This is a genomic window from Kocuria sp. WN036 (assembly GCF_002287015.1).
GTDB classification, from domain to species: domain Bacteria; phylum Actinomycetota; class Actinomycetes; order Actinomycetales; family Micrococcaceae; genus Kocuria; species Kocuria rosea.
In genome coordinates this window covers 161,211-186,989 of record NZ_NSKF01000001.1, presented here as the reverse complement: position 1 = coordinate 186,989, position 25,779 = coordinate 161,211, and the positions used below count along the sequence as shown (strand labels likewise).

Genomic DNA, 25,779 nt, shown 5'->3' with positions numbered 1-25,779 from the left:
TCGCCCCTGGTGGGAACGAGGCGCCGGTGCGAGGCTGAGCCCATGCGCGCATCCCTGAGGTACCTCGCACTGGGTCTGGCCGGAGCGCTCGGCGTCTCCGGCACCGTTCTCGGCGGCTCCGCGGCCGTTGCGCACGACGACCGGCAGCACGGGGGCCGGGGCTCGCCGGTCACCGCCGAGCTGCCCAAGGTCCCCGTCATGACCGGCGGCGGCGGCGCGGTCTCCTCCGTGGACCCGCTCGCGAGCCAGGTCGGCATCGACGTGCTCGAGCGGGGCGGCAACGCCGCCGACGCCGCCGTGGCCGCGGCCGCGGCCCTGGGCGTCACCGAGCCGTACTCCGCGGGCATCGGCGGCGGCGGGTTCTTCGTGCACTACAGCGCGGAGACCGGCGAGGTCCGCACGGTCGACGGGCGCGAGACGGCCCCGGCCACGTTCACGGAGGACGAGTTCCTGGACGAGGGCGGCGAGCCCCTCGACTTCGCCACCGTGGTCAGCTCCGGGAAGTCCGTGGGCGTGCCCGGCACCCTGGCCACGTGGGAGACCGCGGCCGAGGAGTTCGGCACGATGGACCTGCACCGGTTGCTGCGGCCCGCGGAGCGGATCGCCGCCCGCGGCTTCGTGGTGGACGAGAACTTCCAGGAGCAGACCGCCCAGAACGCCGAGCGCTTCGGGAAGTTCCCCGAGACCGCGGAGCTGTTCCTGCGCGACGGCGAGGCGCCCGCGGTCGGCACCGTGTTCCGCAACCCCGACCTCGCCCGCACCTACCGCACCATCCGGCACGAGGGCACCGGCGCCTTCTACGACGGGTCGATCGGGGCGGCGGTCGTCGACGCGAGCCGGGAGCCCGCCACCGCCGAGGGCGTGGAGGTGCTCCCCGGGGAGATGACCCTCGAGGACCTGGGATCCTACGAGGCCCTGCTCAAGGACCCGGTCTCCACCGAGTACCGCGGCCTGGAGGTCTACGGCATGGGGCTGCCCAGCTCCGGCGGCATCACGGTGGCCGAGACCCTGAACCTCCTGGAGGCCTACGACGAGCGCACCGGGACGGCCCTCGGCGAAGTCTCCGGGACCCAGTACCTGCACCGCTTCTCGGAGGCCACGGCGACCGCCTTCGCCGACCGCAACCGGTGGATCGGGGACGTGCAGGGCGTGCCCGTCGAGGAGCTCACGAGCCAGGAGTTCGCCGACGAGCGGGCCTGCCTCTTCGACCCCGCTGAGGCCCAGGAGCGGCCGATCCCCTTCGGCGAGCCGGACGGGGACTACGCCGCGTGCGGGACTCCCGGGGCCCGTCAGCCCGAGCCGGTCGGCGGCGTCTCGACCACCCACCTCAACGTGGCCGACCGGTGGGGCGACGTGGTCTCCTACACCCTCACCATCGAGCAGACCGGCGGCTCCGGGATCACGGTCCCGGACCACGGGTTCCTGCTCAACAACGAGCTGACCGACTTCAACTTCGCGCCCGTCACCGAGGGCGTGCCGGACCCGAACCTGCCCGGCCCGGGCAAGCGGCCCCGCTCGTCGATGAGCCCCACGATCGTGCTCCGGGACGGGGAGCCGTGGATGTCGGTGGGCACCCCCGGCGGCGCCACGATCATCACCACGGTGGCGCAGATCCTCACCGGGCACATCGACCGGGACCTCGACCTCGTCGACGCCGTGGCCGCGCCCCGGCTGAGCTCCCGCAACGGGGCCGAGGGCGCCGACCTGGGCCTCCTCGACTCGCCCACGGGCGACGAACTGATCGCCCTCGGGCACGAGCTCGAGGACGTGCGCTGGATCGGCAACGCCTCCGCCATCCGGATCCTCGGCGACGGCCGCTTCGAGGCGGCGGCCGAGACCGAGCGCGGCTACGGCGGCTCCGCCATGGTGGTGCACCCCGAGCCGTGACGCCGCGCTGTTGCTGACCGGCCGCTGACCTGTCACCGAGGCCCCGGGCCCCGTCCGCTCCGGACGGGGCCCGGGGCTTGTCGGGACACGTCCTAGGCTGGGTCCGGACCGCGCGTCCCGCGCCACGTCCGTCCGACCCAGGAGCCGCACCGTGTTCAGCCACCCGCCCGCCGACCGCCCCGGCCCCTCCGAGCCCGTCGTGCCGGGGGACCCCGCCCTGGACGACCGGTGGCGGGCGGCCACGGACGGGTGGCGCCCGTCCTCGATCCGCCCGTCCTCGATCCGCCCGTCCTCGATCCGCTCGGGCGAGCCCGACCGCGTCCGCGCCTGGGTGCGCCACGCCTGGGAGGGCCTCGCCGGCGGGGGTGTCGACGGCGCGGCCGCCGGGCCGGACGACGACGACGCCGTCGGCCGGCGGGTGCGCGACCTGATGACCGTCGCCGCGCTGTTCGTCCTCCAGGAGCGCTTCCTGGCCGTCGCCGCCGGTGAGCCGGTCCCGGCCGGGGCGCCCGACCCCCGCCGGGACGGCGCCCCCCTGGGCGACGACGAGGTCCTAGCGGTCGTGCGGCAGACGTGGGAGATCGACCCCGCGGAGGAGGGGGCGGAGGGGTTCGCGGCGGAGCTCGCCGGGTTCCTGCAGGACCACCTGGACGAGCTCGCCGAGGAGGTCCGCGAGCGGCTGGTGGACCGGCGCGGCCCCACCCAGGTGTTCGCCGAGCTGTGGAGCCTCGAGCACGTGGACGAGCTGGAGCCCGTCGACCAGGAGGGGGAGCCCCCGTTCCCGCTCTCCACGGACGACATCGCGTGGATCGTCAGCGGCGTCCCCGGCCCCGAGAAGCACACCGCCTGGGAGTGGCTCACCCGCTGAGCCGGACCCCGGCCGCAGCGGCACCGGAATAAGCCGGCCCGCCGACGACTTTTATGGATGTATCCACAAAATCTGCGACGAGGAGCCCCGCATGACCATCCAGCTCGGCCTGAACACCTTCGGCGACCTCTACCCCGGGCCGGACGGGCGGATGCTCGGCGGGGCTCAGGTGATCCGCAATGTCGTGGCCGAGGCGGTGCTGGCCGACCAGGTGGGACTGGACTTCTTCGGCATCGGCGAGCACCACCGGGAGGACTTCGCGGTCTCCTCGCCCGAGACGGTGCTCGCCGGCATCGCCACGGTCACGGAGCGGATCCGCCTGGGCTCCGCGGTGACCGTGCTCAGCTCCGACGACCCGGTGCGGGTCTACCAGCGCTTCGCCACCGTGGACGCCCTCTCCTCCGGCCGCGCCGACGTCATCCTGGGCCGCGGCTCCTTCACCGAGTCCTTCCCGCTGTTCGGCTACCCGCTGGACGAGTACGAGGCGCTGTTCGAGGAGAAGCTGCAGCTGTTCGACCGGCTCCGCACCGAGGGCCGGATCGACTGGCAGGGCCGGCTGCGCGCGCCCATCCAGGGCTTGGAGGTCTACCCCAAGACCGAGGCCGGCGCGCTGCGCACGTGGATCGCCGTGGGCGGCTCGCCCAACTCGGTGGTCCGCGCCGCCCACTACGGGCTGCCCGTCATCTTCGCGATCATCGGCGGCAGCCCCTCGGCCTTCGCGCCCTTCGCCGACTACTACCGCCAGGCCCTCGAGCACTTCGAGAAGGAGCCGCAGCCGGTGGCCTTCCACTCCCCGGGCTACGTCGCGGAGACCGACGAGCAGGCCCGCGAGGAGTTCTTCCCGCACCAGGCGTACACGCACGCCCGGATCGGCAGGGAGCGCGGCTGGGGCCCGCTGACCCGCGCGGAGTTCGACGCGATGTGCGGGCCGGAGGGCGCCTACTTCGTGGGCTCCCCGGAGACGGTCGCCCGCAAGATCGTCCGGTCCTCGGCGGCGCTCGGCGCCTCGCGCTTCGACCTCAAGTACGCGGTGGGCACCCTGGACCACGCCCGGATGCGGCGCAGCATCGAGCTCTTCGGCACCGAGGTGCGCCGCTACGTCGAGGACATGACCGCCGACCTGCCCGCGGGCACCGCCGCGTAGCCCCGCCCCGGCTGGCCGGGGCGGGCCGCTCAGAGCCGCGTCGTGACCGCGTCGTGGGGCAGGGTGACCAGCACCGTGGTCCCGACGCCCGGCTGCGACCGGACCTCGAGCGCGGCCCCCGCGGCGTCGGCGATGTCCCGCATGATCCGCAGGCCCAGATGGCCCTCGGGGGAGCCCCGGGAGTCGTCGAAGCCGGTGCCGTCGTCGCTGATTGTCAGCACCGTGGCGCCGTGCTCCACGCCGAGGCGCAGGCTCACAGTGGACGCGTGGGCGTGCTTGGAGATGTTCGCGAACGCCTCCCGCGCCACCTTCAGGAACATGCCCTCCTGCTCCGGGGTGAGGAACACCGCGGGACCGATCTGCACGGACGTGTCGATCCCCCGCTGGGCCAGCGGGTCCGCGAGCCGGGCCAGGGCCTTCGGCAGTCCCAGGGTGAGCAGGTCCGGGGAGTACAGGGCGGTGGTGATCCCGCGCAGGGTGCGGAGGCTGCCCTGCAGGATCGTCCGGGACCGGCCCAGCGCGCTGCGCTGCTCCGGGACGTCAGCCGTCATCTCCTGGGCCTCCAGGGAGTAGGACAGGCCGGCCAGGTCCTGGATCACGTCGTCGTGCAGGTCCCGGGCGACCCGCACCCGCTCCAGCTCGGCGGCGTCCACGGCGTGCTGGAGCAGCTGTGCGCGGGCCGTCCGGTGGTCCTGGATCCGGCGGGCCAGACCCACCGCCGGGGCGAGCTGCGCCAGCTGGAACAGCGCCAGCGTCAGCAGCAGCGCCGGCGCCATGCCCATGAGCACCGAGCGCTGCTCGTCCCGCACGATCGAGTCGTCGTAGTACGCCTCGAGGACCAGCTGCTCGCCGCCGGCGGGGACGAACCCCACGTAGACCTCGACCAGCTGCCCCGCGCCGGACTCGTGGGAGTTCTCCGCCGCCTGCTGGTGCTCGATGGTGGCGACCCCCTCGCCCCGGGCCACGAGGTCCTCGTCCCACGGGGGCGGGCCGTAGTTCTGCCCCACGAGCTCGTGCTCGTCGGAGTAGACGATCGTGCCCTCATCGTCCCAGATCTTGATCCGGTGGATGGTCCCGTCGTCGAGCCAGGGCTGCATCCGCACGTCCAGCTGGGCCGTGGCGGCCGCGTCGCCCGCGAGCAGGTCGTCGGTGATCAGGGGCGCCACGGCGTGGGTGGCCAGCCGCTGGGTGACGCGCAGGACGTGCTGCACGGCGTGCTCCTCGGCGACGGCCCGGATCCACCAGGTGGTGGGCACGGCGGCGACGAGCAGCACCACGAGTCCCGTGAGCAGGAACCTGCGAACGGCGGCCCGCACCTCGGACCGGTCGGTCGGCGGGGCCGGCGGGGGCAGCGGCCAGTCGTCGAAGACGACCGCAGCCCCCGGGTCGGCGCGGCCCACGTGCGAGAGCAGGCGTCTCATGACCGGACCGTCAGCAGGCCGAGCCTCGAGGCCACGGCGACCGCCTCCAGCTGGGAGTGGGCCCCCAGCTTGACGAGGATCGTCTTCACGTAGCCGCGGCAGGTGTTCGGGGTGATGTTCAGCAGTCGTGCGTTCGCGCCCACGCTGTGCCCCTCGGCCATCAGGCGCAGGACCTGGAGCTCGCGCCGGGTGAGCGCCGGCACCCCGGGGTCCGGCCGGCGGGCCGGATCCGTGGTCGCGAGCAGTGAGGGGTGGACCGCCATCGTGCCGCAGCGGGCGCTGCGGATGGTCTCCAGCAGGGTCGCGAGCGAGCCGTCCTTCGGCAGGAACGCGCAGATCCCGGTGCTCGCGGCGGCCTCCAGCACGTGCTGGGTGGGGTCACCGGTGAGCATGACGATCCGTGTCCCCGGCCGGTCCCGGAGGATCCGGGCGGAGGCGGTCACCCCGTTGCCGCCGGCGAGGTGGTAGTCCATGACCACCACATCGGGCCGCAGCGCCGCGCACAGGCGGACGCTCGACTCGACGTCGTCGGCCACGCCGACGCTGCACAGGTCCGGCTCCTGGCCCAGCGCGCCGGTCAGCAGCTCCGCGAACGTGGTGTGGTCGTCCACCACCAGGATCGAGGTGCGCGCCGCGCGCCCCTCCGCAATGTCAGCGTCCATCTTGGACCAGCCCCCCGGCAACCCCTGTACTACGTGTGGGTAGTATGCCGATTGCAAATCATGGACACCAAGCGGGCGAGTGTCATCTGTTTGGGGGTTGACAAGGGGACATTCGGTTCGTGAACGCCGTCGGCTGCACCAGCTCATGCCTCCACCCCCTATGCGGCCGTGCTCAGGCTGCGGCCCAGGAAGGCCTGGAGCACCGAGACCGCCTCCTGCCGGGCGAGCGGGACGCGGGCGCCAGGGACCCAGTCGGGGTCGCCGGCCCGGCTGTGGAGCACCAGCAGGGCCGTCAGGGCCTGGCCCAGCTCGTCGCCGGTCGCGGCCGTGGCCTGCAGCATGCGGGTGTAGGCCAACTGCAGCACCCCGGACGGAGCGCATCCCAGCTCCTGGTCCAGGGTCCACCGGCACTGCTCGTAGGCCTGCAGGCCCTCGACCGAGCGCCCAGCCCCTTCGAGCCCGAGCACGAGCACGGTCCAGGCTCGTTCGTTCAACGGGTCGGCCGCGACCACCTTCCGTGCCTGGGCCACGGCTTCCTCGCAGCGGCCCAGCTCGAGGTCTGCCTCGGCCAGCAGCACACGGGCCTCGGTCACTCGAGCCGCGAAGGCGCTGCGCTGGGACTCGATCCACTCGCAGTCCTGCTCGTCCTCCAGCAGGGAGCCCGAGGCCATGCCCAGCGCTCGGTGCAGCAGCAGATCCGCCTCGCGGGCGGAGGAGCGCATCGCAGTCTCCAGCAGTCGCTCGAAGCGGGGCAGGTCCAGATCCACCAGGGCGGCGTCGATGACGTAGCCGCCGTTCGTGGTCCTCAGCGGACCGTTCCTGCCCTGCCCGGGCTGGAGGTGCCGGCGCAGAACGCTGACGTAGCTCTCCAGGTTCGCGGAAGCCGCCGCGGGTGCGTCGTCCCCCCACAGCAGATCGACGAGTCGTTGCTTCGACACCCGTGTCCCCAGATGCAGGAGGAGGATCTCGAGGATCCGCCGCTGCCGGGGACCCCCCAGCTCCTTGGACGTCAGGGTCCGGCTCCCGCACCGGACCACCAACGGACCGATGACCTGCACCGACAGCCTGGCCCCCGTGGCACCGGCTGCGGTTCGAACGTCGACAGTAGAAACATCCATCGTTATCACTCCCCCCGAAGTGCCTCCACTGTGGCGGGCGGCCCCCTCGGCCAACAGCACCGGATGGGGGGTGGGGCACCCCCCATCTGAGGGGTGTGCCAAAGGGAACGACCGGCGCACAGGGCGCCGGCCCCCGGGAGTCCGGGCCTCGACCGCCTGGAAGCAGCCCGCCCCGGGGGCCGGACGGGCCCGATCGCAGCCTTCACCGGCACCGGTCTGCGACATGGAACGTCATGAACACGGGGCGACTGTCCCCCGAGCTGACGACGTGCGGAGGTGATCGGTCCGCACCGCAACGTTTCTCCAAGGTTCCGTGCCGACCGTGGGGTCATGACCACTCAGGACTCAACAGCCGTCGTCGACACCCCGCCGGCCCGGCGGGGACGCCACCGCTGGATGCCGCCGGCGCTGTTCCTGCTGGCGGTCCTCCTGGTGCTGGCCCACGGTGCCCTCTCCGCGGAGAAGGAGCCGGGCACCATGCTCGGAGCCTCCGGGTCCGTGCCCGGAGGGCTCGCGCGTCTCAACGGGGTCATGCCGTACACGCAGTTCGTCGCCCAGGAGGGACGGGACGTGCCGGCGGAGCTCAGCGGAGACGTTCCGAGCGGCGCCCACCTGGTGATCGTCCTGCTGGAGCTCACCGCGATGGAGTCCGAAGGTCTGGACTTCGACGCCGACGACTACGTGGTGGAACGGCTCGGGGGCCGCACGTCGCAGGTGGTCTGGGCGTCGCCGTCCGAGGCTCCGCTCGCGCAGAACGAGACCGTGCAGGCGGAGCTGGTCTTCGAGGTGCCCGACAAAGCCCTCGAACTGACTCTCGCCGGAGCCGGCGACGTGCGCCTCTCGATGGGTACCGAACACCACAGCGGCAGCAGAGGACGCTGACCGCACGGAACGACCCGGTCGGGGGGCAGGTCGTTCCACCACATGTCATGACCAGAACGCGGGACCGCGCGGAGCGCAACGGTCCCGATCCAAGGGGGAGCAACATCATGGCCGTCTCGAGAAGAAACGTCCTGCTGCTGGGCGGGCTGGGAGTCGCAGGGGCGGCTCTGGGTGTGCCGACGACAGCGGTCAACGCCAAGTCGGCGAGCGCGCTCGCCGACTCCCTGATGCCGAGGCCGTTCCGGACCGAGTTCGCCCAGGCGCCCGTTCTCGCTGCTGACGACCCGCTCGGCCGGCCCACGATCGATCCCGTCGACGGGAAGCCCATCAAGTACTACACGGTCACGGAGCAGGCCGCCTCGGCCCAGATCCTGCCGAAGGCGGGTCTCCTGACGCCCATTCTCGGCTACAACGGCATCTTCCCGGGCCCTACGATCGACGTCTACCAGGGCACGAAGGTCGAGCTGACCGTGGTCAACAAGCTGCCGCGCCAGCACGCCCTGGACGGTCACAGCCTGGACACGTCCACCCACCTGCACGGTTCCGCGTCGCTGCCCCAGTACGACGGCTATGCCAGCGACATCACGCGCCCGGGGTTCCAGAAGACGTACAAGTACCCGAACTTCCAAGGCGGCAGGACCCTGTGGTACCACGACCACGGGGTCCACCACACCGCGCTCAACGCCTATTCGGGGCTGGCGGGGCAGTACCACATGCACGACGCCAACTCGGAGCGGCTCCTGCCGCGGGGGAAGTACGACGTCGCACTCACCGTCTCCGACGCGATGTTCGCCGCCAACGGAGCCCTCGGCTACGACGACAACAGCCGGTCGGGGCTGTGGGGGGACGTCATTCTCGTGAACGGCAGGCCCTGGCCCGTCATGAAGGTGCAGAAGCGGGTCTACCGGTTCCGTTTCCTCAACTGCTGCATCTCCCGGTCCTTCCGGCCCAGGCTCAGCACGGGGGACCCGCTCGTCATGGTCGCCACGGACGGCGGGCTGATGCCCACCGCCCAGCCTGTTCGCGAGTACCGGCACGCCGGCGCCGAGCGCTACGAGTTCCTGGTCGACTTCAGCAAGTACAGGACGGGACAGCGGATCGAACTGCAGAACCTGTCCAACGACAACAACGTCGACTACGACTTCACGAACAAGATCATGGCCTTCGACGTCGTGGACGAGCCCGTGGACACGTCCGACCCCACCTGGAACCGGATTCCCACCGCTCTCGCCGGCAGCGAGGTGATGGATCTGCAGGAGAGCCAGTCGACGAGGAGACGACACTTCCGGGTGAAGCGCGACGACAGCACCTGGACGATCGACGGGGAGACGTGGGCGGACGTGATCGCCAGCAACTACCGCAAGGTGATGGCGGAGGTCGAGCTGGGGGCCACGGAGATCTGGGAATTCGAGAACTCCTCGGGCGGGTGGTTCCACCCCATGCACATCCACCTCATCGACTTCAAGATCATCGGACGCAACGGCCGGGCTCCGTTCGCCTACGAGAAGGGGCCGAAGGACACCGTCTACGTGGGCGAGGGGGAGACCGTCCGGCTGCTCATGAAGTTCGGACCCCACCAGGGCCGGTACATGGTGCACTGCCACAACCTCGTCCACGAGGACCACGACATGATGGCGCAGTACCAGGTCGGCGAGTCCGTGGACCCGGACCCCAACGATCCGATGACGGCGGACCCGGCGGTGCCGGCGGGAACGAGCAGCACCACTCCTTCCCCCTCGCCGTCGGCCTCGCCCGCGCCGTCCGTCTCGCCGTCGCCGTCGCCGTCCGTCTCGCCGTCGCCGTCGCCGTCCGCCTCGCCGTCGCCGTCCATGTCGCCTTCGCCGTCGCCCACGCCCACCAAGAAGTCCGGGAAGAAGACGCAGACCAAGGGTCCGCGTGCCGGCAGATGACGTGGACCTGTCGTATCAGCCGCACGGGCGCAGCGGCCCCGCTGTCCCGAGAAGAGAGGATGAGCTGACATGGTGCAGCTGAGACCCGCCCCCGTCCCGACCCGGCAGAAGCCGGACCGGACACGTCACCGGCCCATCGGGCCGCGGGCGGTCTGGGCGGTGCTGCTGGGCCTGGTCCTGGTCCTGGCCATCCGGGTCTGGTTGATCGAACCCGTGGTCGTCGCCTCGGACAGCATGGAGCCCACCATGGGGCAGAAGAGCGTGGCGCTGCTGCTGAAGCTCGATCCCGATCCCGCCGCGGTGTCCGCGGGCACCGCGGTCGTCTTCCCCCACCCCGACGACGGCAGCATGACCGTGAAGCGGGTGGTGGCCACCGGCGGACAGACCGTGGCGATCGAGGACTCCCTCCTCGTCGTCGACGGCAGGACGGTCGACGAGCCGTTCGTCGACCACAGCCGGATCGACGGCACCTACTTCGGCCCGGTCACCGTCCCCGACGGACACGTCTTCGTCATGGGCGACAACCGGGGCGTGTCGGTCGACTCCCGGCACTTCGGCACCGTTCCCGCAGAGGACCTGGAAGCCACGGTCCTGCTGCCCCGGCCCTGAGCCTGCCGCCGCTCGACGGCAACCGCACCAGCGGGCCCGGGACTCGCCACTCCCCTCGTCCCGGGCCCGCTCCTCCATGTCATGAACGGGGCATCCGCAAGGTATTTCCAAGACCCGCACCGTTGTCTGTTTGCACATGCACCAACTGGGGGAGAAGGGCATCCGATGAAAACCACGAAGAGGATCCGCGTGCCGGAGGAGACGGCGGCGGAGGGCGTCTCGCGCAGAGGCGTCCTCACCGGCGTGATGGCCGGCCTGGCCGCGCTGCCGGTCACGGGGCAGGCCCATGCCGCGCCCAAGGCGCCCACACCCAAAGTCCCCGCGCCCACGGCTCCCGCTGCGGCTCGCGTGCTGAGCGCGACCCGGTCGGGCCACGGTACGGGGGCGCCGCGGGGCTCCGACATCGCGGTCACCGCGGGGCGGACCAAGGAGGGACGCTTCGGGGTCATGTTCAAGAAGCTCCCGGCCTTCGCCCCGAGCGACGACCTGCTGGCGGACCTCGCGCAGCAGATGGTCGACCGCACCCCGCCGCTGGCCGACGTCTCGCTGAGCAACGACGGGTTCGACAACCCGGACATTCCTGCCGGCTACGCCTATCTGGGGCAGTTCATCGACCACGACATGACGCTCGACAAGACGCCCATGCCACAGCAGGACCTGGACCCGAAGGGACTCACCAACTTCGACACCCCCTTCTTCGAGCTGGGCTCCGTCTACGGCAGGGGGCCGGCCGCCGACCCCCAGCTCTACGACCCGGCTGATCGGCGCCGGATGCGCATCGGGCGGAACCACGACGGTTTCCCGGACCTGCCGCGCAACGCGGACGGCACCGCGATCATCGGGGACCAGCGCAACGACGAGAACCTGATCGTCGCCCAGTTCCACCTCACCTTCCTGCAGCTGCACAACAGGTTCGTGGACGAGGGCATGACGTTCCAGCAGGCGCAGCAGATGACCCGGTGGCACTTCCAGTGGCTGATCGTGCACGACTTCCTGCCCCGCATGGTGGGCAGGGGTCTGGTGGCCGGCATGCTCAAGCCGCGCAGGGGCGGACCGACCGGGGTGGACTGCAAGTTCTACAAACCCGGCAATCCCACCCGGCCCATGATGCCCATCGAGTACTCGGTGGCCGCCTACCGCTTCGGCCACAGCATGATCCGCGCCGAGTACGAGATGCACGACGCGGTCACCATTCCCTTCTTCGGGCACCCCGCGAACGACCTCCGCGGGTCCCGCCCGCTGCCGACCATCGCACGGGCCGACTGGAACTACTTCTTCGACGTCCCCGGGATGAGCGAGCCGGACGACCGCAACATGACGCGGCTGATCGACACCAAGCTGGCGCTCCCGCTCAACGAGCTCCCGCCGACCGTGGTGCAGCACGTCGACGGCGCCATCCTCTCCCTGGCCCACCGGAACCTGGTGCGGGGCAAGCGGCTCGGCCTGCCGGCCGGCCAGGACGTCGCCAAGGCCATGGGTGTGGCACCGATCCCCAATGACAGGCTCGGGCTCACGGACCCCGGCTGGAAGGGCCGGGCACCGCTCTGGTACTACATCCTGAAGGAGGCGGAGCTGCTCGGCGGCAGGACGCTGGGCCCCGTCGGCGGGAGGATCATCGCGGAGGTCGTCCTCGGCATCCTCTCCCTGGACCGCTCCTCGTTCCTCAACGCCCCCACCGGGTGGGCACCTGCGAGGACACCGTTCGAGTGCGGCGACTTCCTCGAGATGGCGGGTGCCCTCGAGAACATGCCCGCCGGCTCCGAGGCCGAGGACCTGGAGGCAGAGGACCCGGAGGTCGAGCTGCCGGAGGAGGAGCACCCCGAGGGGGAGCCCCCCGAGGACGAGCACCCCGGGAGCGCCTGACCCGCCTGCCGTGAGTACACGGATGCGTGTACCGTGAGGGCATGTCCTCCGTCGCCCCCACCCACACCTCGGCGCTGTCCCGGCTGGGTGCCGCCCTCTCCGACGAGACGCGCCTCCAGATCCTGCTGGCCCTGCGCGACGCCCCGGGCCGTCCCTCGGAGCTGGCGCGGGCCCTGGGCGTGTCCAAGCAGGTGATGTCCAACCAGCTCGCCTGCCTGCGCGGATGCGGGCTGGTGACGGCCTCCGCCGAGGGGCGCAGCACCTGGTACCGGCTGGCCGATCCCCGCCTCGGCCCGGCGCTGGGGGACCTGCTGGAGCTGGTGGTGACCGTGGACCCCACCTGCTGCTCCCCGGCCGGATGCACCTGCGCATGAGCTCCCGCACTCTGGGACCGGGCCCCCTCACCTCGGCACGCCGGGCGGTCCTGCACCGGCGGGTGCGCCTGATCGTGGCCGGCACCATCACCTACAACGTCCTCGAGGCCGTGGTCGCCCTGACCGCCGGCACCATCGCCTCCTCCGCCGCGCTGATCGGCTTCGGGCTGGACTCCGTCGTCGAGGTCCTCTCGGCGGCGGCGGTCGCCTGGCAGTTCGCCGCTCCCGACCCGCACCGCCGGGAGAAGGTGGCCCTGCGGGTGATCGCGTTCTCCTTCTTCGGCCTGGCCGCCTTCGTCACCGTCGATGCGCTGCGCAGCCTGCTCGGGGCCGCCGAGCCCGAGCACTCCCCGGTCGGCATCGGACTGGCCGCCGTGAGCCTGGTGATCATGCCGCTGCTGTCCTGGTTCGAGCGGCGCACCGGCCGGGAGCTGGGCTCCGCGTCGGCGGTGGCCGACTCCAAGCAGACCCTGATCTGCAGCTACCTCTCGGCCGTGCTGCTGGTCGGACTGCTGCTCAACAGCACCTTGGGCTGGTCCTGGGCCGACCCGCTGGCCGCCCTGGTCATCGCCGGGTTCGCCGTGAAGGAGGGGCTGGAGGCCTGGCGGGGGGACGCCTGCTGCACCCCGGCGGCGGTGCTCGTCGGTGACGACGAGGACGGCGACGGGTGCGCCGGCCCGTGCGGCCCCGGCTGCTCCTGCTGCGCCCCCTGACCCCTCGGCTGCCGGTCCCTGCGGGCGGCCGGCCCCGTCCGGGCGGGAGCGCACCCAGGGGCCGGCCCGTGCGCCGAGGGGGTCGGAGCACGGGCCGGCTGGAGGGAGCGCTGTCTCAGATGCTCATCCGGTGCCCACCACCCCCCTCGCCTCTCCGCCGCGCGTGGACTGCACGAGCACGCTCGAGATGCGCTGGCCCGGGCCGGGCTTGGCCCGGTACTCCCAGTTGCCGAGCGAGTCCACCGGGGCGGAGCCGACCTTGACCGGCGTGCCCGAGGTCGTGTTGTAGATGTTCACCGAGGTCGCCGGGTTCAGCAGGGACGGTGCACCGGGCACGAGCGCCGTGCCGGTGAGCCGCAGCTCCTTGCCGACCCGGTGGCGCGAGGCCGCCGCGACGGTCACCACGTCGTCGCTCTTCAGGGTGATCGTCGCGGGGGCGCTCGCGACCCCGGCGGCGTTCTTGACCACCAGCTGGAGGACCGGGTCCTGGTCCGCGGCCGCGGGCGCCGTGGCGGAGACCGTGGTGAAGAACGGCACCACCACCTTCGGCTTGGCCACGGTCTTGCTGCTGAACGTCACCTGCGGCCCGCTGACCTGCGTCCACTCGTAGGAGGCCGCGTTCGTGGACCCGCTGCCGTCCAGCTCCGTGGCCATCCCCCGGGCCACCGAGCCGGGCAGGGCCGCGACGGCCGCGGTGGCCGCGGGCTGCACGACGTCGGGGTTGTCCGGGGTGGTCCCCTCCGTGACGGGACCGGGATCCGGGGCGGGATCGATCGGGTCCTCGCCGACCGGGGAGGCCTCCCCGCCCGTGACGACCACGGGCACGGTGGTCCGGCTCGTCCCGGAGGTGGAGACCGTGGCCTCGACCGGGGGAGCGAGCGTGGGGAACGAGCCCTTGTAGACGTTCGCGGTGCCGGTGGCGGCGAGCGCCCCGAAGCCGGCGACCTCCGGGGCGGTCCCGGAGGATGACGTCGCCTCGACGGTCAGCGCGGTGCCGTCGTAGGTCGCGGCCGTGGCGACCGAGACGTCGGTGACGGCGACCTCGGCGCTGCTGACGGGCTTGTCCCCGAGGTTCCGGACCGTCACGGTCGCCGGAGCGGCGCCCGTGTACGCGATGCGGGCGTAGGCGCGCTCCGAGTCGCCCTCGTCCTTCTCCATGGGCGTGGTGCTGAACACGCCGTCCTGGCCGACCACCTCGAGCTGGTCCCCGCGGCTGGTGGCGAAGACGTCGAGGTGGCCTCCGCCGACGACGGCCCGGTCGGCCTGCACCCCCGTATTGGTGGAGATCTTGCCCATCACGGAGAACTGGTCGTTGCGGGCGGTGCCGCCGTCCGAGGTCGTGACCTCGAAGAAGTTCGTGCCGAGCGGGCTGCCCGTCACGGTGTGCTCCACGTCGGGGTTGCCCAGGTAGCCCTCGGGGGCCCCGCTGTCCCACTGCAGGAAGGGGCCGATGTCCCCCTTGAGCGGTGTCTGGAAGTTGCCGACGGCCGGGGAGACGTCCTCCACCAGGCGCCCGCGGCCCCGCTCGTCGGTGTCGACCGTCACGGTGCCGTAGGGGTGCGTGAACGTCAGGGTGGTGTTGGGCGCGGCGTCGTCCACGTCGATGCGCTGGCGGGAGAAGACGACCTGGTCCCCGGGGATCGGGTTCTCGTTGGCGAAGGCGGCCTCCAGGGCGAGGGTGAGGACCGCGTCCCCGCCGCCGGGGATCTGGACCTCGGAGCCGGCGAGCATGTAGAAGGCCTCGCCGGGGAAGTTGTCCGGGAAGGAGATGGGCTTCAGCGGATCGGGGACGTCCCCCGGCGGGAAGGCGCACAGCGGGTTGTCGCCGTCCAGGCACAGTTCCGTGCGGACCTTGCTGCTGTCCTCGTACCAGGCCGGGAACCCGTGCTCGGTGTTCACGGGTCCCACGGCGGTCAGGCCGCCCGGGTTGCGCTGGACGACCTCGGTGGCGGCGGTCGAGGCGCTGATGCCGGTGGCGCCGAGCAGGAGCGCGGCGGCGGCGGCGACCGTGCGGCGGCCGCGGGGGTGCTGTGGCGGGTCCCGCAGCAGTTCGCGGGGCCCGGTGGAGGTGCTCATGATGTCTCCTCAAGTAGCGGCGGTGCTGATAGCGCGAATATGCAAAAGCGCACTTGAGAAAACCCTGTGGCACCGGGCCCGGGCCGGGGCCGCCACGGAGCGGGAGGGGGGAGGGCCCGACGCACGACGTCATGACGGGCCCGGAGGAGGGAGTGCGCTCAGCTCCGCAGCCGGGCCACGGCCTCGTCCTGGTGCAGGATGTCCTGGCGCATCTCGTCCTCGAGGAAGGCCAGCAGCGCGCGGGAGAGCTCCGAGTTCTCGGAGGCCACGGCGTCCCGGGCCACCGCGGCCCGGAAGTCGTGGGCGAACGCGTCGATCGCGGTCTGGGCCACGCAGCTGTGCGTGGAGATCCCGCAGAGCATCAGGTGGGTGGCGCCCAGGTTGCGCAGCCGGGCCGCGAGGTCCGTGTCGAAGAACGCGCTGTCCCGGGTCTTGACCAGCCCCGTCCCGCCCTCGGTGTCGAGACCGGCCACGTACTCGGACTGCTCCGTGCCGGGGAACGCGAAGCCCTGCCCGTCGTCGTGCATGTTGACGGTCCACGTGGAGCCGTCCCGCTCGTGCTGGGTGCGGATCAGCACGATCGGGCAGCCGCCGTCGCGGGCCGCCCGGATCAGCTCGTTGACCTTCTCCGTCACGGGCTCCCGCTGCTCCTCGAGCTCGGGGAAGTCGAAGTACGAGTTCTGCATGTCGATGACGAGCAGGGCGGTGCGGCCCTGCGCCGGGTGCTGGGGCATGGCGTCCTCTCCGGTGCGGGGGGAGCCCCGCGGGGGGGCTCCGGTGGACAACGATCCGATCAGTGAACTTACTACCTTCGGGCGCGCGGCTCCACCCGCTCCGGGGCTCCGGTAGCCTGAGGCGCATGGCCTATCACGCGGACGCCCTCGAGCTCGAGGGCAAGGAGATCCTCACGTGGGAACGCTTCGGCGAAGCGACCCAGGAGCTCGCCCAGAGCGTCGTGGACAGCGGTTTCCTGCCGGACATCATCATCGCGGTGGCCCGCGGCGGTCTGCTCCCGGCCGGTGCGCTGTCCTACGCGATGGGGGTCAAGCTCTCGGACGCGATCAACGTGGAGTTCTACACCGACGTCCACCAGACCCTGCCGGACCCCGTGCTGCTCGCCCCGATGCTGGACACCGAGTCCATCGCGGGCCGGAAGCTGCTCGTCGTCGACGACGTGGCGGACTCCGGGCGGACCCTCGCCCTGGTGCTGGAGCTGCTGCGCGGCCTGGGCGCGGAGGCGCGCTCCGCCGTCATCTACGGCAAGCCCCGCTCCGTGATCCGGCCCGACTACCTGTGGAAGGCCACCGACGACTGGATCGTCTTCCCCTGGTCGGCCGCCCCGCCGGTCACCGCCGGCGCCTGACCGCCCCCGGGCCGCGTCCCGCCCGGGCCGCTCCTCATCCGGGTCAGCGCAGCGCCGCCCGCACCCCGGGGTGGCCGGCCACGACGAGCCACACGACGTTGACCGCGACCAGGACGGTGGTGCTGAGCCCGGGCAGCAGGTGCCCGCCCAGGAGGAACACCGCCAGGTCGAAGAGGTCGCCGAGCACGGCCAGGGAGCAGAAGACGATGCCGAGGATCCAGCCCCACTGCAGCTGCTCGCGCAGCGGGAACCAGACCAGCGCGTAGAGGGCCGTCGTCAGCACCACGCCGAGGAGCGCCAGCGCGGCGGACAGCCCGGCGCCGGGGAGCCCCGGCACCCGCACCAGGTCCTCCATGCCGGGGAGCTGGGCGCTGGGGCCCGCGACAGCCTGCACGAACGTGTCCGCCACGTTGACCGCGAACGAGAGCAGGGTGAGCCGCAGCAGCAGGCGCAGCCGGGCCGTCATCGGCGGCCCGGGCGGGACCGTGCCGGGACCCGGTCCGCCGGGGAGCCGCGGGGGCGGCCCGCCGCCCGGACGGTGCGGGCCGCCGGGACCGTGCGGGTGCTGGCTCATGGCCTGTGCCTCCTGGCGCGCGCGAGGTGTGCTCACCGCCGAACCTACCGCTCCCTGCCCCGGCCGGCACGGGTTTCCAGGAGAGGGTCCACGCGGGGCCTCCCCGGGGCGGCCCGTGCGACGTGGATCACCCGGGGTAGGCTGGCACGGTAGGCACCGACGGCGCGACCGCTCGTCGGTCGTGCGCGCACCCGTGACGACCGACCAGCCAGGAGCAGCCGCGACATGACGACTCAGCACGACCGGACCGCCGCCCCCGACCGCCACCGCGCCGAGGTGATCGACGCCCCGCTGCGTGCGGACGTCCGCCGCATCACGACCCTGCTGGGGGAGACCCTGGCCCGTCAGCGCGGCGAGGAGCTGCTGGAGCTGGTCGAGCAGGTCCGCCGGCTCACCAAGGACGCGAAGGACGCCAAGGCCTCCGGGGCCGACGACGCCGCGGGCCAGGTCCGCGACCTGCTCGGCTCCCTGCCCCTGGACCGGGCGACGGACCTGGTGCGGGCCTTCGCCCACTACTTCCACCTGGCCAACGCCGCCGAGCAGGTGCACCGCGTGCGCGTGCTCGGCCGCCGCCCCGAGGACGAGGGGTGGCTCGCCGCGGCGGTCGCCGACGTCGCCGCCGAGGCCGGTCCCGACGCCCTGCGGGAGGCGGTGGGCAGCCTGGACGTCCGGCCGGTGTTCACCGCGCACCCCACCGAGGCCTCCCGGCGCTCCGTGCTGACCAAGATCCGGCACCTCTCCGACATCCTGGCCCGCGAGACCGCCGAGGGCTCCGCCGCGCGCCGCAGCCAGGACCGGCGCCTCGCCGAGCTGATCGAGCTCCTTTGGCAGACCGACGAACTGCGCCAGAACCGCCCCACCCCGCTCGACGAGGCCCGCAACGCCCTGTACTACCTGCGGGAGGTCCTCACCGAGACCATGCCCGTGCTGCTCGCGGACCTCGAGGACCAGCTCTCGCAGCACGACGTGCACCTGCCGGCCGGCCCCCCGCCGCTGCGCTTCGGGTCCTGGATCGGCGGGGACCGGGACGGCAACCCCAACGTCACCCCCGAGATGACCCGCCGGGTCCTCCAGCTGCAGGGGCAGGCCGCCGTGGACATCGCCCTGAGCTTCCTGGACGTGCTGGTCTCCCGGCTGTCCCCCTCCACCGCCATCGTCGAGGTCGACCCCGAGCTGCGCGAGTCCGTGGAGCGGGACGTGGCCCACCTGCCCGGCCTGGACCCGCGGGTCCTGGAGCTCAACGCGCAGGAGCCGTACCGGCTCAAGCTCACCTGCATCAAGGCCAAGCTGATCAACACCCGCCGCCGGTTCGCGGAGGAGACCGTCCACGAGCCGGGCCGGGACTACCGGACCACCGCCGAGCTCGTGGCCGACCTCGACGTGGTGGCCCGCTCGCTGCGGCACCACGCGGGCGCGCTCGCCGCCGACGGCTCGCTCGCCGCGGCGACCCGCACCATCGCCGGCTTCGGCCTGGGCCTGGCCACCCTGGACGTCCGCGAGCACGCCGACGCCCACCACGAGGCCGTGGGGCAGCTGCTCGACCGGCTGGGCGAGCTGGACCAGCCGTACGCGGACATGGACCGGGGCGCGCGCGCCGCGGTGCTCGCCGGGGAGCTCGCCGGCCGCCGCCCGCTCGCCCCGCCGGGGCTGTCCACGGGCGCCGTGCACCTCGACGGCGACGCGGACCGGACGTTCGCGGTCTTCCGGGAGATCGCCCGGGCCCAGGAGACCTACGGCGAGGAGATCGTCGAGACCTACATCGTGTCCATGACCCGCGACGCGGACGACATCCTGGCCCCCGTGATCCTGGCCCGCGAGGCCGGGCTGGTGGACCTCACCGGCGAGCAGGACCGCGCCACCCTCGGCTTCGCACCGCTGCTGGAGACCGTCGGGGAGCTGCGCCGCTCCGCGGAGGTCATCGACGAGCTGCTCTCCGACCCGGCCTACCGGCGGGTGGTCGCGGCGCGCGGGAACATCCAGGAGGTCATGCTCGGCTACTCCGACTCCAACAAGGAGTCCGGGGTGATGACCAGCCGGTGGGAGATCCACCGGACCGAGCGCCGGCTCCGCGACGTCGCCGCCCGGCACGGCGTGCGGCTGCGGCTCTTCCACGGCCGCGGCGGCTCCGTGGGCCGCGGCGGCGGCCCCACCCACGACGCGATCCTCGCCCAGCCCAGCGGCGTCCTCGCCGGCGAGATCAAGTTCACCGAGCAGGGCGAGGTGATCAGCGACAAGTTCTCCCTCCCCGCCCTGGCCCGGGAGAACCTCGAGCTGTCCCTGGCCGCCGTGCTGCGCGCCACGGCGCTGCACCAGGACCCGCGCTCCACCGAGGAGGAGCTGGACCGGTGGGGCGAGGTCATGGACGTGGTCAGCGACGCCGCCTTCGCCTCCTACACGGGCCTGGTCGAGGACCCCGACCTGCCGGAGTACTTCCTGTCCGCCACCCCGGTGGAGCAGCTGGGCGCGCTGAACATCGGCTCCCGCCCGGCCAAGCGCCCGTCGTCGGACAAGGGTCTGTCCGGGCTGCGGGCCATCCCGTGGGTCTTCGGCTGGACGCAGTCCCGCCAGATCGTGCCCGGCTGGTTCGGGGTGGGCTCGGGCCTGCGCGCCGCCCGCGAGGCGGGGATGGAGGGGGACCTGCGCACCATGCTGGAGCGCTGGCACTTCTTCCGCTCCGTGATCTCCAACGTGGAGATGACCGTGGCGAAGACCGACCTGGAGATCGCCGCCCACTACGTCCGGGCCCTGGTGCCCGAGCGGCTCCAGCACGTGTTCGAGGTGATCCGCCGCGAGTACGAGCTCACCCTCGACGAGCTCGCCCGGCTCACCGGGCAGGCGGAGCTGCTGGACGGCAACCCCACCCTGAAGCAGACGCTCGAGGTGCGGGACCAGTACCTCGACCCCATCTCCTACCTGCAGGTGGAGCTGCTCCGCCGGATCCGGGAGCAGGACGCCGAGGGCCGGGAGGTCGACGAGGGCCTGCAGCGGGCCCTGCTCATCACCATCAACGGGGTGGCCGCCGGCCTGCGCAACACCGGCTGACCGCCCGGGCCGGGCGGCGGCGCGGGGGACGCGGTCGCCCGGACCCGGATCAGGGGAGGGGGAGCAGCAGGGCGACGGCGCCGAGCACGGACAGTCCCGCTCGGAGGTGGTTGGCCCGCGTCCACGGCCGCGCGTAGGCGGACCACACCACGGTCCGGCGATCGGTGCGGGCCAGCCGGGCGTTGAGCGGGACGTTGACCGCCACGGTCAGGACCCAGCCCGCCAGGGAGGCCAGCGCACCCAGCACGCGCAGCGGCCCGCCGGGTGCGGAGAGGCTCGTGCCGACCACGACGAGACAGGCCAGGGCGGTGCCGAAGAACAGGACCAGGAACGGCGCCCGCACCGCGGCCCGGTTGACGGCGATCATCGCCGAGGCCGCCGCGCCGCCGGGGAGGCGCCGCAGCGCCGGCATCACCACCAGGGAGAACGCCAGGTAGAACCCGCCGACGAGGCCCGAGCCGATCCCGGCGACCAGCGCCGGCCACGTCTCCACGCCGCGGGGCTCAGTCGCCGACGGCGTCGCGGCCGCGGCGCACGATCAGCGGATCGGCCGGGTGGACCACGGACGGGTCCTTGTCCTCGTAGTCGAACTGGTCCAGGAAGAAGCGCAGCGCGTTGATCCTCGCCCGCTTCTTGTCGTTGGACTTCACCGTGGTCCAGGGAGCGTGGTCGGTGTCCGTGCGCAGGAACATCTCCTCCTTGGCCTCGGTGTAGTCCTCCCACCGGTCCAGGGAGGCGAGGTCCTGCGGGGACAGCTTCCACCGGCGCACGGGGTCGATCTGGCGGATCGCGAACCGGGTCCGCTGCTCCTGCTGGGTCACGGAGAACCAGAGCTTGGTGAGGTGGATGCCGGAGTCCACGAGCATCTTCTCGAACACCGGGGCCTGGTCCATGAACCACGCGTAGTCCTGCGGGGTGCAGAAGCCCATCACGGGTTCCACCACCGCGCGGTTGTACCAGGAGCGGTCGAAGAGCACCATCTCCCCGGCGGTGGGCAGGTGGCGGATGTAGCGTTGGAAGTACCACTGCCCGGCCTCGCGGTCCGAGGGCTTGGTCAGGGCCACGACCCGGGCGGCGCGCGGGTTGAGGTACTCGGTGAACCGCTTGATCGTCCCGCCCTTGCCGGCGGCGTCCCGGCCCTCGAACACGATGACGTGCTGGAGGTCGTGGTCCTGGCCCCAGTACTGGAACTTCAGCAGCTCGATCTGGAGCTTGTACTTCTCCAGCTCGTACTCCTCCCGGCTCATCAGCTCGTCGTAGGGGTGGTCCTCCCGCCAGGTCTCCACGGCCGAGCCCCCCGGGTCGATGAGGTCCGGGTCCTCCTCGTGCCCGTGGGGCACGGTGTAGCCCATCTGCGTGAGGTGGTCGATGAACTCCCGCAGGTTCTCCCGCACGGCCCACTGGTCGGCGGGCATCCACTGCCGTTTTCCGTCGGGCATCGGCCGTTCCTCTCCGGTCAGGGTCTCTTGAGCGCAGTGTAGGCGTGCTCATCCTGACCCGCCCGGACGGCGGGCACATGACCGCCCGGTGAACACCAGGGGCTCGGTCCTCCTGCCCCGCCCGGGGCCGACCGTGCAGAACCCCGTGCGGTCGGCTACAGGGGCTCGCCCGCGGCACCGTCGATGTCGACGCTGACGTCGTGGCCGACGGCGGTGCCGTGCTCCACCGTCCGCGAGACCGTGCAGTACTTGTCGTGGGACAGGGTGACGAGGCGTTGGACCATGCCGGCGGCCTTGCGGCCGGCGGCGTCGTCGGGGAACGCGAGGTGGAAGGAGAGGTGCAGGTCCTCCAGGCGGTTCGCCCCGTTCTCCTCGAGGATCTTCCGTCCGGTCGCCTCGACGCGGAACTCCGAGGGCTCCGAGCTGCGGGAGGTCGCGACGTCCACGTCGATGGCCGAGCACCCGGCGATGGCGGCCAGCAGGAGCTCCACGGGGGACAGCAGACCCTCACCGCGGCCGAAGGCGATCTCGGCCCCCTCGGCGTTGCGGGCGGTGTAGTGGCCGGTGGCGGTGCGGGTCAGCTCGACGGAACGCGGGGCGGGGTCGTTGATCTCACTCATGCACCCATGATGCCAACCCCGCTCGCGTCGGCGGTCCCGGCACCGCCCCCGGGTCCGGCGGAATAGGCGCTGCGGCCGTCACCGTTGACGTGGGAACGTCACCGTCCAGCGCCCAGGAGGCCGGCTTGTCCCCATCACGACCGGCGCACGACGGCCGCGAGCCCGAGGAGCCCGAGCAGAACCACCTGGACGCCGAGCTCGAGGCGCTGATCGCCGACTACCGCCGGCTGCACCAGGACGACGCCCGCCTGCGCCGGATCGAGCGCATCATCCACGCCGCCCGCCGGTCCGCCGAGGAGGAGGCCGGGGACCGTGCCGGCGCGATCCGCGAGGAGCAGATCGCGCCCGTGCTGAGGGTCCAGGACGCGCGGCGGGTCGCCGCCGGGGTGCTGCGCACCGAGGAGGACATGAGGGCCTACGCGGCCCGTTTCGCCCGGCGCAGCACCGAGAAGGACCCGGCCGGGAGGGACCTGGAGCGCCAGGCGCACGCGCTGGACGCCGCGGGCCGGAACTGGGTGCTCATGATCGGCCAGAACCGTGACCACGGACTGGTCGCCTGCCGCTTCGTCCGGGAGAAGGGCATCCCGCACGCCCGCGTGGTGTCCTTCACCGCGGAACGGCTGAGGCTGCCCATCCTGGTCGTCGAGCTCGGCCTGGACGAGGACGGCCCCTGCCCCGGGTGAGCTCTCCGCCGCGGGCGGCGGCCGGGGGCGCGGGGCACGCCACGACGGGTCGACCTCCGGCGACCAGGGGTCAGGTCCGCGTCGCCAGCACCAGCTCCGTGAGCGCGCTGAGCAGCGGCCCCTCCACGCCCAGGGCGGGTGCCTGCCCGAGCGCCCCCACGGGATCGCGCCGCACGGCCTCGTGCACCCGCCGCTTGACCTCGTAGCCGATCTGGGCGTCGTTGAGCAGGTCGAAGACGCGGTCCGCGGGATCCTGTGCGGCCACGGCACCCAGTCCCGCCGACCGCACCACGATCTGCGCCCCGGGGGCGACCCCCTCGACGGTGACCGAGGTGCGGTGCCCGCGCACGCCGTTCCCCCGCCGGTCGGTGCGGGCCGGGACGGTCCTCCCGTCCACGGTCACGGTCGGCTCCGCCGGCTCCTCGAGGCCGATGAAGGTGAGGGTCCAGGTGCGCGCCGCCGGCAGGCAGCCGAGGTGGCCGTGTGCCGGGCCGATCGTGAACTCCCCGGCGGCGGCGTCGAGGGCGAGCGGGGTGCGCGCCCAGCGGGCCGGGTCGAGGCCGTCGCCGCTGTCGTCGTCCTCGTCCAGGACGGTGCGGTGCGAGGCGCCGGCGACCACCAGGACCTCCAGCTCACCGGGATTGCCGGGGCCCGGCGCGGCGTCGTCGTCGGACCCCGCGAGGGGCACGATCGCGCCGGCGCGGGCCAGGACGGGCACGTCGTCGAGACCCCGGTGCAGCACGAGCTCCCGCCCGCCGTCGTAGACGGTGCCCGTGAACAGGTCCGTCCAGGATCCCTCCGGCAACCACACCGGCACGGCCGCGCGGGTGACCACGGGGTCCGCGGGGGAGGTGACCGGGGCGACCATCAGCTCGGGCCCGAACAGGTACTGGTGGCCGTACCGGTAGGCCTGCTCCGCCTCCGGGTGCTCGTGGTACAGGGGCCGGACCAGGGGGACGCCCTCCACGGCGGCGGCCCGGTTGGCGGTGTGCAGGTAGGGGACCAGCCGGTGCCGCAGCCGGAGGCCGCGCTCCATGGCCTCCGCGTAGGGGGAGCGGTAGCGCCACGGCTCCTTGGCGATGAAGTCGTTGTCGCCCGAGTGCAGGCGCAGGATCGGGGAGAACACCCCGAACTGCAGCCAGCGGGTGGCCAGCTCGTCGTCGCGGGCGCCGAAGACGTGCCCGCCGATGTCGTGGCTCCACCAGCCGAAGCCGATGTTCGCCGCCGTCGCCGTGAAGTACGGCTGGAACGCCAGCGAGGCCCAGGAGATGACGGTGTCGCCGGAGAAGCCGACCGGGTAGCGGTGGCTGCCGGGCCCGGCGTAGCGGGAGAGCGTCAGCGGGCGGGACCCGTCCGCGCCCGAGTCCAGGAAGTGGTAGTGGTTGAGCACCCACAGGGGGTCCACCCCGGGCAGCCGCGAGTGCGGCCCGGACTGCCAGTCGACCCACCAGAAGTCCACGCCGTCGGCCTCCAGGCCGCGGTGCAGGACCTCGAAGTACGCGGCCACGAAGTCCCGGTCGGTGACGTCGAAGGCCACGGGCTCTTCCGAGCCCGGCTCGCGCCCCAGGGCCTCGAGCATCGCGGGGTGCGCGTCCTCGAAGGAGCGCACCCCGTCGGCCGGGTGCAGGTTGAGCGTGACCCGGTAGCCGTGCTCGTGCGCCCACGCGAGGAAGCCCCGCGGGTCCGGGAACAGCTCCCGGTTCCAGGTGTAGCCCGTCCAGCCCGAGCCGTGCCGGCGCTCCACGTGCTCGTCCGTGAGGTGCCAGTCCATGTCCACCACCAGCACGGAGAACGGCAGGCGGCGCCGGTCGAACTCGGCGACCAGCTCCCGGTACTCGGCCTCGTCGTAGGCGTGGTACCGGCTCCACCAGTTGCCGAGCGCCCAGCGCGGCAGGACGGGCTGCGGCCCGGACAGGGCGTAGAGGTCGCGCAGCGCCTGCCGGTGGTCGTGGCCCCAGCCGAAGAGGTAGAGGTCCACGGCGCCCTCCTCGGGCGCGCGCGGCGCGTACCAGCCGTCGTCCGTGAGCAGCACCGAGGCGGAGTCGTCGATCACCCCGAAGCCCTCGCGGGACGTGATGCCCGGCTCGAGCGGGATCGGGCCGTCGGCCTCGTCCAGGGTGCGCGCGGTCCCGCCCAGGGTGGGGGCGGGCACGCCGTAGCGCCACACGCTGTGGTAGCTGGTCACGCCGCCGCGGATCTGCGCGGACAGTCCCGTCGGGCTGAAGGCCCGCTCGTCGTAGCTGAGGTGGATCCGCTCCGTGCTCAGCTCCAGCCCGGCCGCCGTGCGCCGCACCCGGAAGTCCGGCACCGGGAACCGGCGGTCGACGGCGAACGCGGACGGACGGTCCTCGAAGCGGCCGGCGGGACTGTACTCCAGGCGCAGCAGCCCGGGGCTCAGCACGCTGATGCGGTAGTGCTCGCCGGCGACGACGGCGCCCGGGTCCGCGGTGCCGGCGCCGGTGGGACGGAAGTGGGGGAGGGGCATGCGTCCACCCTAGGCGGACCGGGGCGGGAATAATCCGGGACGGGCG

Annotated in this window: 22 protein-coding genes; 12 read left to right on the top strand and 10 right to left on the bottom strand. The window is 72.7% G+C overall.

The features are described from left to right. The first annotated feature begins 42 nt into the window (after window positions 1–42). From ggt to CK505_RS00870, 3 genes are all read left to right on the top strand, one after another. Window positions 43–1,887: a gamma-glutamyltransferase gene (ggt, locus tag CK505_RS00880; RefSeq protein WP_095649876.1), complete on the top strand. Its 1,845-nt coding sequence runs from the start codon at window positions 43–45 to the stop codon at window positions 1,885–1,887. A 151-nt stretch (window positions 1,888–2,038) separates the two neighbouring features. Continuing rightward, window positions 2,039–2,755 (top strand): hypothetical protein, encoded by a 717-nt coding sequence (locus CK505_RS00875; RefSeq protein WP_035925455.1) that lies wholly within the window; start codon window positions 2,039–2,041, stop codon window positions 2,753–2,755. Window positions 2,756–2,846: 91 nt separating this feature from the next. After that, window positions 2,847–3,899 (top strand): LLM class flavin-dependent oxidoreductase, encoded by a 1,053-nt coding sequence (locus CK505_RS00870; RefSeq protein WP_035925458.1) that lies wholly within the window; start codon window positions 2,847–2,849, stop codon window positions 3,897–3,899. A 29-nt stretch (window positions 3,900–3,928) separates the two neighbouring features. On the opposite strand, the gene CK505_RS00865 is transcribed toward CK505_RS00870, so the two are convergent. The 3 genes from CK505_RS00865 to CK505_RS00855 all read right to left on the bottom strand — a co-directional run bounded on the left by CK505_RS00865 (window position 3,929) and on the right by CK505_RS00855 (window position 7,100). Continuing rightward, window positions 3,929–5,320: a sensor histidine kinase gene (locus CK505_RS00865; protein ID WP_095649875.1), complete on the bottom strand. Its 1,392-nt coding sequence runs from the start codon at window positions 5,318–5,320 to the stop codon at window positions 3,929–3,931. Further along, a complete protein-coding gene (locus tag CK505_RS18325) occupies window positions 5,317–5,982 on the bottom strand; it encodes a response regulator transcription factor (protein WP_052132837.1) in 666 nt (221 codons plus the stop codon). Before CK505_RS18325 ends, CK505_RS00865 begins: the two co-directional genes overlap by 4 nt. 158 nt (window positions 5,983–6,140) lie before the next feature. Next, complete coding sequence (locus CK505_RS00855) at window positions 6,141–7,100, bottom strand: BTAD domain-containing putative transcriptional regulator (protein WP_176475250.1); 960 nt, start codon at window positions 7,098–7,100, stop codon at window positions 6,141–6,143. A 330-nt stretch (window positions 7,101–7,430) separates the two neighbouring features. Here CK505_RS00855 and CK505_RS00850 point away from each other — a divergent pair, with 330 nt between their 5' ends. From CK505_RS00850 to CK505_RS00825, 6 genes are all read left to right on the top strand, one after another. Beyond that, on the top strand, window positions 7,431–7,982 hold the full coding sequence (locus CK505_RS00850; protein WP_141246754.1) for a hypothetical protein: 552 nt from the start codon (window positions 7,431–7,433) through the stop codon (window positions 7,980–7,982). A 47-nt stretch (window positions 7,983–8,029) separates the two neighbouring features. Beyond that, window positions 8,030–9,892, top strand: a complete 1,863-nt coding sequence (locus CK505_RS00845; RefSeq protein ID WP_255250856.1) for a multicopper oxidase family protein — start codon at window positions 8,030–8,032, stop codon at window positions 9,890–9,892. 69 nt (window positions 9,893–9,961) lie between these two features. Next, complete coding sequence (gene lepB, locus CK505_RS00840) at window positions 9,962–10,501, top strand: signal peptidase I (RefSeq protein ID WP_095649870.1); 540 nt, start codon at window positions 9,962–9,964, stop codon at window positions 10,499–10,501. A gap of 165 nt (window positions 10,502–10,666) precedes the next feature. Beyond that, window positions 10,667–12,364: a heme peroxidase family protein gene (locus tag CK505_RS00835; RefSeq protein WP_176475249.1), complete on the top strand. Its 1,698-nt coding sequence runs from the start codon at window positions 10,667–10,669 to the stop codon at window positions 12,362–12,364. Window positions 12,365–12,405: 41 nt separating this feature from the next. Continuing rightward, window positions 12,406–12,738 carry a helix-turn-helix transcriptional regulator gene (locus CK505_RS00830; protein ID WP_095649956.1) on the top strand — a complete coding sequence of 111 codons (333 nt, stop codon included), beginning with the start codon at window positions 12,406–12,408 and terminating at the stop codon, window positions 12,736–12,738. Further along, the gene (locus tag CK505_RS00825) at window positions 12,735–13,451 is read left to right on the top strand and encodes a cation diffusion facilitator family transporter (protein ID WP_035925669.1); all 717 of its coding nucleotides are present in this window, start codon (window positions 12,735–12,737) and stop codon (window positions 13,449–13,451) included. The genes CK505_RS00830 and CK505_RS00825 overlap by 4 nt, the downstream gene beginning before the upstream one ends. Window positions 13,452–13,574: 123 nt before the next feature. On the opposite strand, the gene CK505_RS00820 is transcribed toward CK505_RS00825, so the two are convergent. Beyond that, window positions 13,575–15,527 carry a hypothetical protein gene (locus CK505_RS00820; protein ID WP_095649868.1) on the bottom strand — a complete coding sequence of 651 codons (1,953 nt, stop codon included), beginning with the start codon at window positions 15,525–15,527 and terminating at the stop codon, window positions 13,575–13,577. A 158-nt stretch (window positions 15,528–15,685) separates the two neighbouring features. Continuing rightward, window positions 15,686–16,261 carry a cysteine hydrolase family protein gene (locus tag CK505_RS00815; RefSeq protein ID WP_095649867.1) on the bottom strand — a complete coding sequence of 192 codons (576 nt, stop codon included), beginning with the start codon at window positions 16,259–16,261 and terminating at the stop codon, window positions 15,686–15,688. Between the two features lie 125 nt (window positions 16,262–16,386). Here CK505_RS00815 and CK505_RS00810 point away from each other — a divergent pair, with 125 nt between their 5' ends. Continuing rightward, on the top strand, window positions 16,387–16,890 hold the full coding sequence (locus tag CK505_RS00810) for a phosphoribosyltransferase (protein WP_017832986.1): 504 nt from the start codon (window positions 16,387–16,389) through the stop codon (window positions 16,888–16,890). A 43-nt stretch (window positions 16,891–16,933) separates the two neighbouring features. On the opposite strand, the gene CK505_RS00805 is transcribed toward CK505_RS00810, so the two are convergent. Continuing rightward, a complete protein-coding gene (locus CK505_RS00805; protein WP_017832987.1) occupies window positions 16,934–17,464 on the bottom strand; it encodes a hypothetical protein in 531 nt (176 codons plus the stop codon). A 225-nt stretch (window positions 17,465–17,689) separates the two neighbouring features. On the opposite strand from CK505_RS00805, the gene ppc reads away from it, so the two are divergent. Beyond that, window positions 17,690–20,506, top strand: coding sequence for a phosphoenolpyruvate carboxylase (gene ppc / locus CK505_RS00800; RefSeq protein WP_017832988.1), 2,817 nt, complete (start codon window positions 17,690–17,692; stop codon window positions 20,504–20,506). A 49-nt stretch (window positions 20,507–20,555) separates the two neighbouring features. Here the strand turns inward: ppc and CK505_RS00795 are convergent, their stop codons facing one another. The 3 genes from CK505_RS00795 to CK505_RS00785 form a co-directional block, all read right to left on the bottom strand. Next, a complete protein-coding gene (locus CK505_RS00795) occupies window positions 20,556–20,999 on the bottom strand; it encodes a DUF1772 domain-containing protein (RefSeq protein ID WP_095649866.1) in 444 nt (147 codons plus the stop codon). Window positions 21,000–21,009: 10 nt separating this feature from the next. Further along, window positions 21,010–21,945 (bottom strand): polyphosphate kinase 2, encoded by a 936-nt coding sequence (gene ppk2, locus CK505_RS00790; protein WP_095649865.1) that lies wholly within the window; start codon window positions 21,943–21,945, stop codon window positions 21,010–21,012. 155 nt (window positions 21,946–22,100) lie between these two features. Continuing rightward, a complete protein-coding gene (locus tag CK505_RS00785; protein WP_095649864.1) occupies window positions 22,101–22,565 on the bottom strand; it encodes an OsmC family protein in 465 nt (154 codons plus the stop codon). Between the two features lie 125 nt (window positions 22,566–22,690). Here CK505_RS00785 and CK505_RS00780 point away from each other — a divergent pair, with 125 nt between their 5' ends. Continuing rightward, window positions 22,691–23,248 (top strand): hypothetical protein, encoded by a 558-nt coding sequence (locus CK505_RS00780; RefSeq protein ID WP_095649863.1) that lies wholly within the window; start codon window positions 22,691–22,693, stop codon window positions 23,246–23,248. A 70-nt stretch (window positions 23,249–23,318) separates the two neighbouring features. On the opposite strand, the gene CK505_RS00775 is transcribed toward CK505_RS00780, so the two are convergent. Beyond that, on the bottom strand, window positions 23,319–25,733 hold the full coding sequence (locus CK505_RS00775; protein WP_095649862.1) for a TIM-barrel domain-containing protein: 2,415 nt from the start codon (window positions 25,731–25,733) through the stop codon (window positions 23,319–23,321). Window positions 25,734–25,779: the final 46 nt, after the last annotated feature.

What these genes read in the sequence shown, in the direction of transcription:
- ggt (WP_095649876.1), top strand. Translation starts at nt 43, where the DNA reads ATGCGCGCATCCCTGAGGTACCTCGCACTGGGTCTGGCCGGAGCGCTC.
- CK505_RS00870 (WP_035925458.1), top strand. Translation starts at nt 2,847, where the DNA reads ATGACCATCCAGCTCGGCCTGAACACCTTCGGCGACCTCTACCCCGGG.
- CK505_RS00865 (WP_095649875.1), bottom strand. Translation starts at nt 5,320, where the DNA reads ATGAGACGCCTGCTCTCGCACGTGGGCCGCGCCGACCCGGGGGCTGCG.
- CK505_RS18325 (WP_052132837.1), bottom strand. Translation starts at nt 5,982, where the DNA reads ATGGACGCTGACATTGCGGAGGGGCGCGCGGCGCGCACCTCGATCCTG.
- CK505_RS00855 (WP_176475250.1), bottom strand. Translation starts at nt 7,100, where the DNA reads ATGGATGTTTCTACTGTCGACGTTCGAACCGCAGCCGGTGCCACGGGG.
- CK505_RS00850 (WP_141246754.1), top strand. Translation starts at nt 7,431, where the DNA reads ATGACCACTCAGGACTCAACAGCCGTCGTCGACACCCCGCCGGCCCGG.
- CK505_RS00845 (WP_255250856.1), top strand. Translation starts at nt 8,030, where the DNA reads ATGACCAGAACGCGGGACCGCGCGGAGCGCAACGGTCCCGATCCAAGG.
- lepB (WP_095649870.1), top strand. Translation starts at nt 9,962, where the DNA reads ATGGTGCAGCTGAGACCCGCCCCCGTCCCGACCCGGCAGAAGCCGGAC.
- CK505_RS00835 (WP_176475249.1), top strand. Translation starts at nt 10,667, where the DNA reads ATGAAAACCACGAAGAGGATCCGCGTGCCGGAGGAGACGGCGGCGGAG.
- CK505_RS00830 (WP_095649956.1), top strand. Translation starts at nt 12,406, where the DNA reads ATGTCCTCCGTCGCCCCCACCCACACCTCGGCGCTGTCCCGGCTGGGT.
- CK505_RS00825 (WP_035925669.1), top strand. Translation starts at nt 12,735, where the DNA reads ATGAGCTCCCGCACTCTGGGACCGGGCCCCCTCACCTCGGCACGCCGG.
- CK505_RS00820 (WP_095649868.1), bottom strand. Translation starts at nt 15,527, where the DNA reads ATGAGCACCTCCACCGGGCCCCGCGAACTGCTGCGGGACCCGCCACAG.
- CK505_RS00815 (WP_095649867.1), bottom strand. Translation starts at nt 16,261, where the DNA reads ATGCCCCAGCACCCGGCGCAGGGCCGCACCGCCCTGCTCGTCATCGAC.
- CK505_RS00810 (WP_017832986.1), top strand. Translation starts at nt 16,387, where the DNA reads ATGGCCTATCACGCGGACGCCCTCGAGCTCGAGGGCAAGGAGATCCTC.
- CK505_RS00805 (WP_017832987.1), bottom strand. Translation starts at nt 17,464, where the DNA reads ATGAGCCAGCACCCGCACGGTCCCGGCGGCCCGCACCGTCCGGGCGGC.
- ppc (WP_017832988.1), top strand. Translation starts at nt 17,690, where the DNA reads ATGACGACTCAGCACGACCGGACCGCCGCCCCCGACCGCCACCGCGCC.
- ppk2 (WP_095649865.1), bottom strand. Translation starts at nt 21,945, where the DNA reads ATGCCCGACGGAAAACGGCAGTGGATGCCCGCCGACCAGTGGGCCGTG.
- CK505_RS00785 (WP_095649864.1), bottom strand. Translation starts at nt 22,565, where the DNA reads ATGAGTGAGATCAACGACCCCGCCCCGCGTTCCGTCGAGCTGACCCGC.
- CK505_RS00775 (WP_095649862.1), bottom strand. Translation starts at nt 25,733, where the DNA reads ATGCCCCTCCCCCACTTCCGTCCCACCGGCGCCGGCACCGCGGACCCG.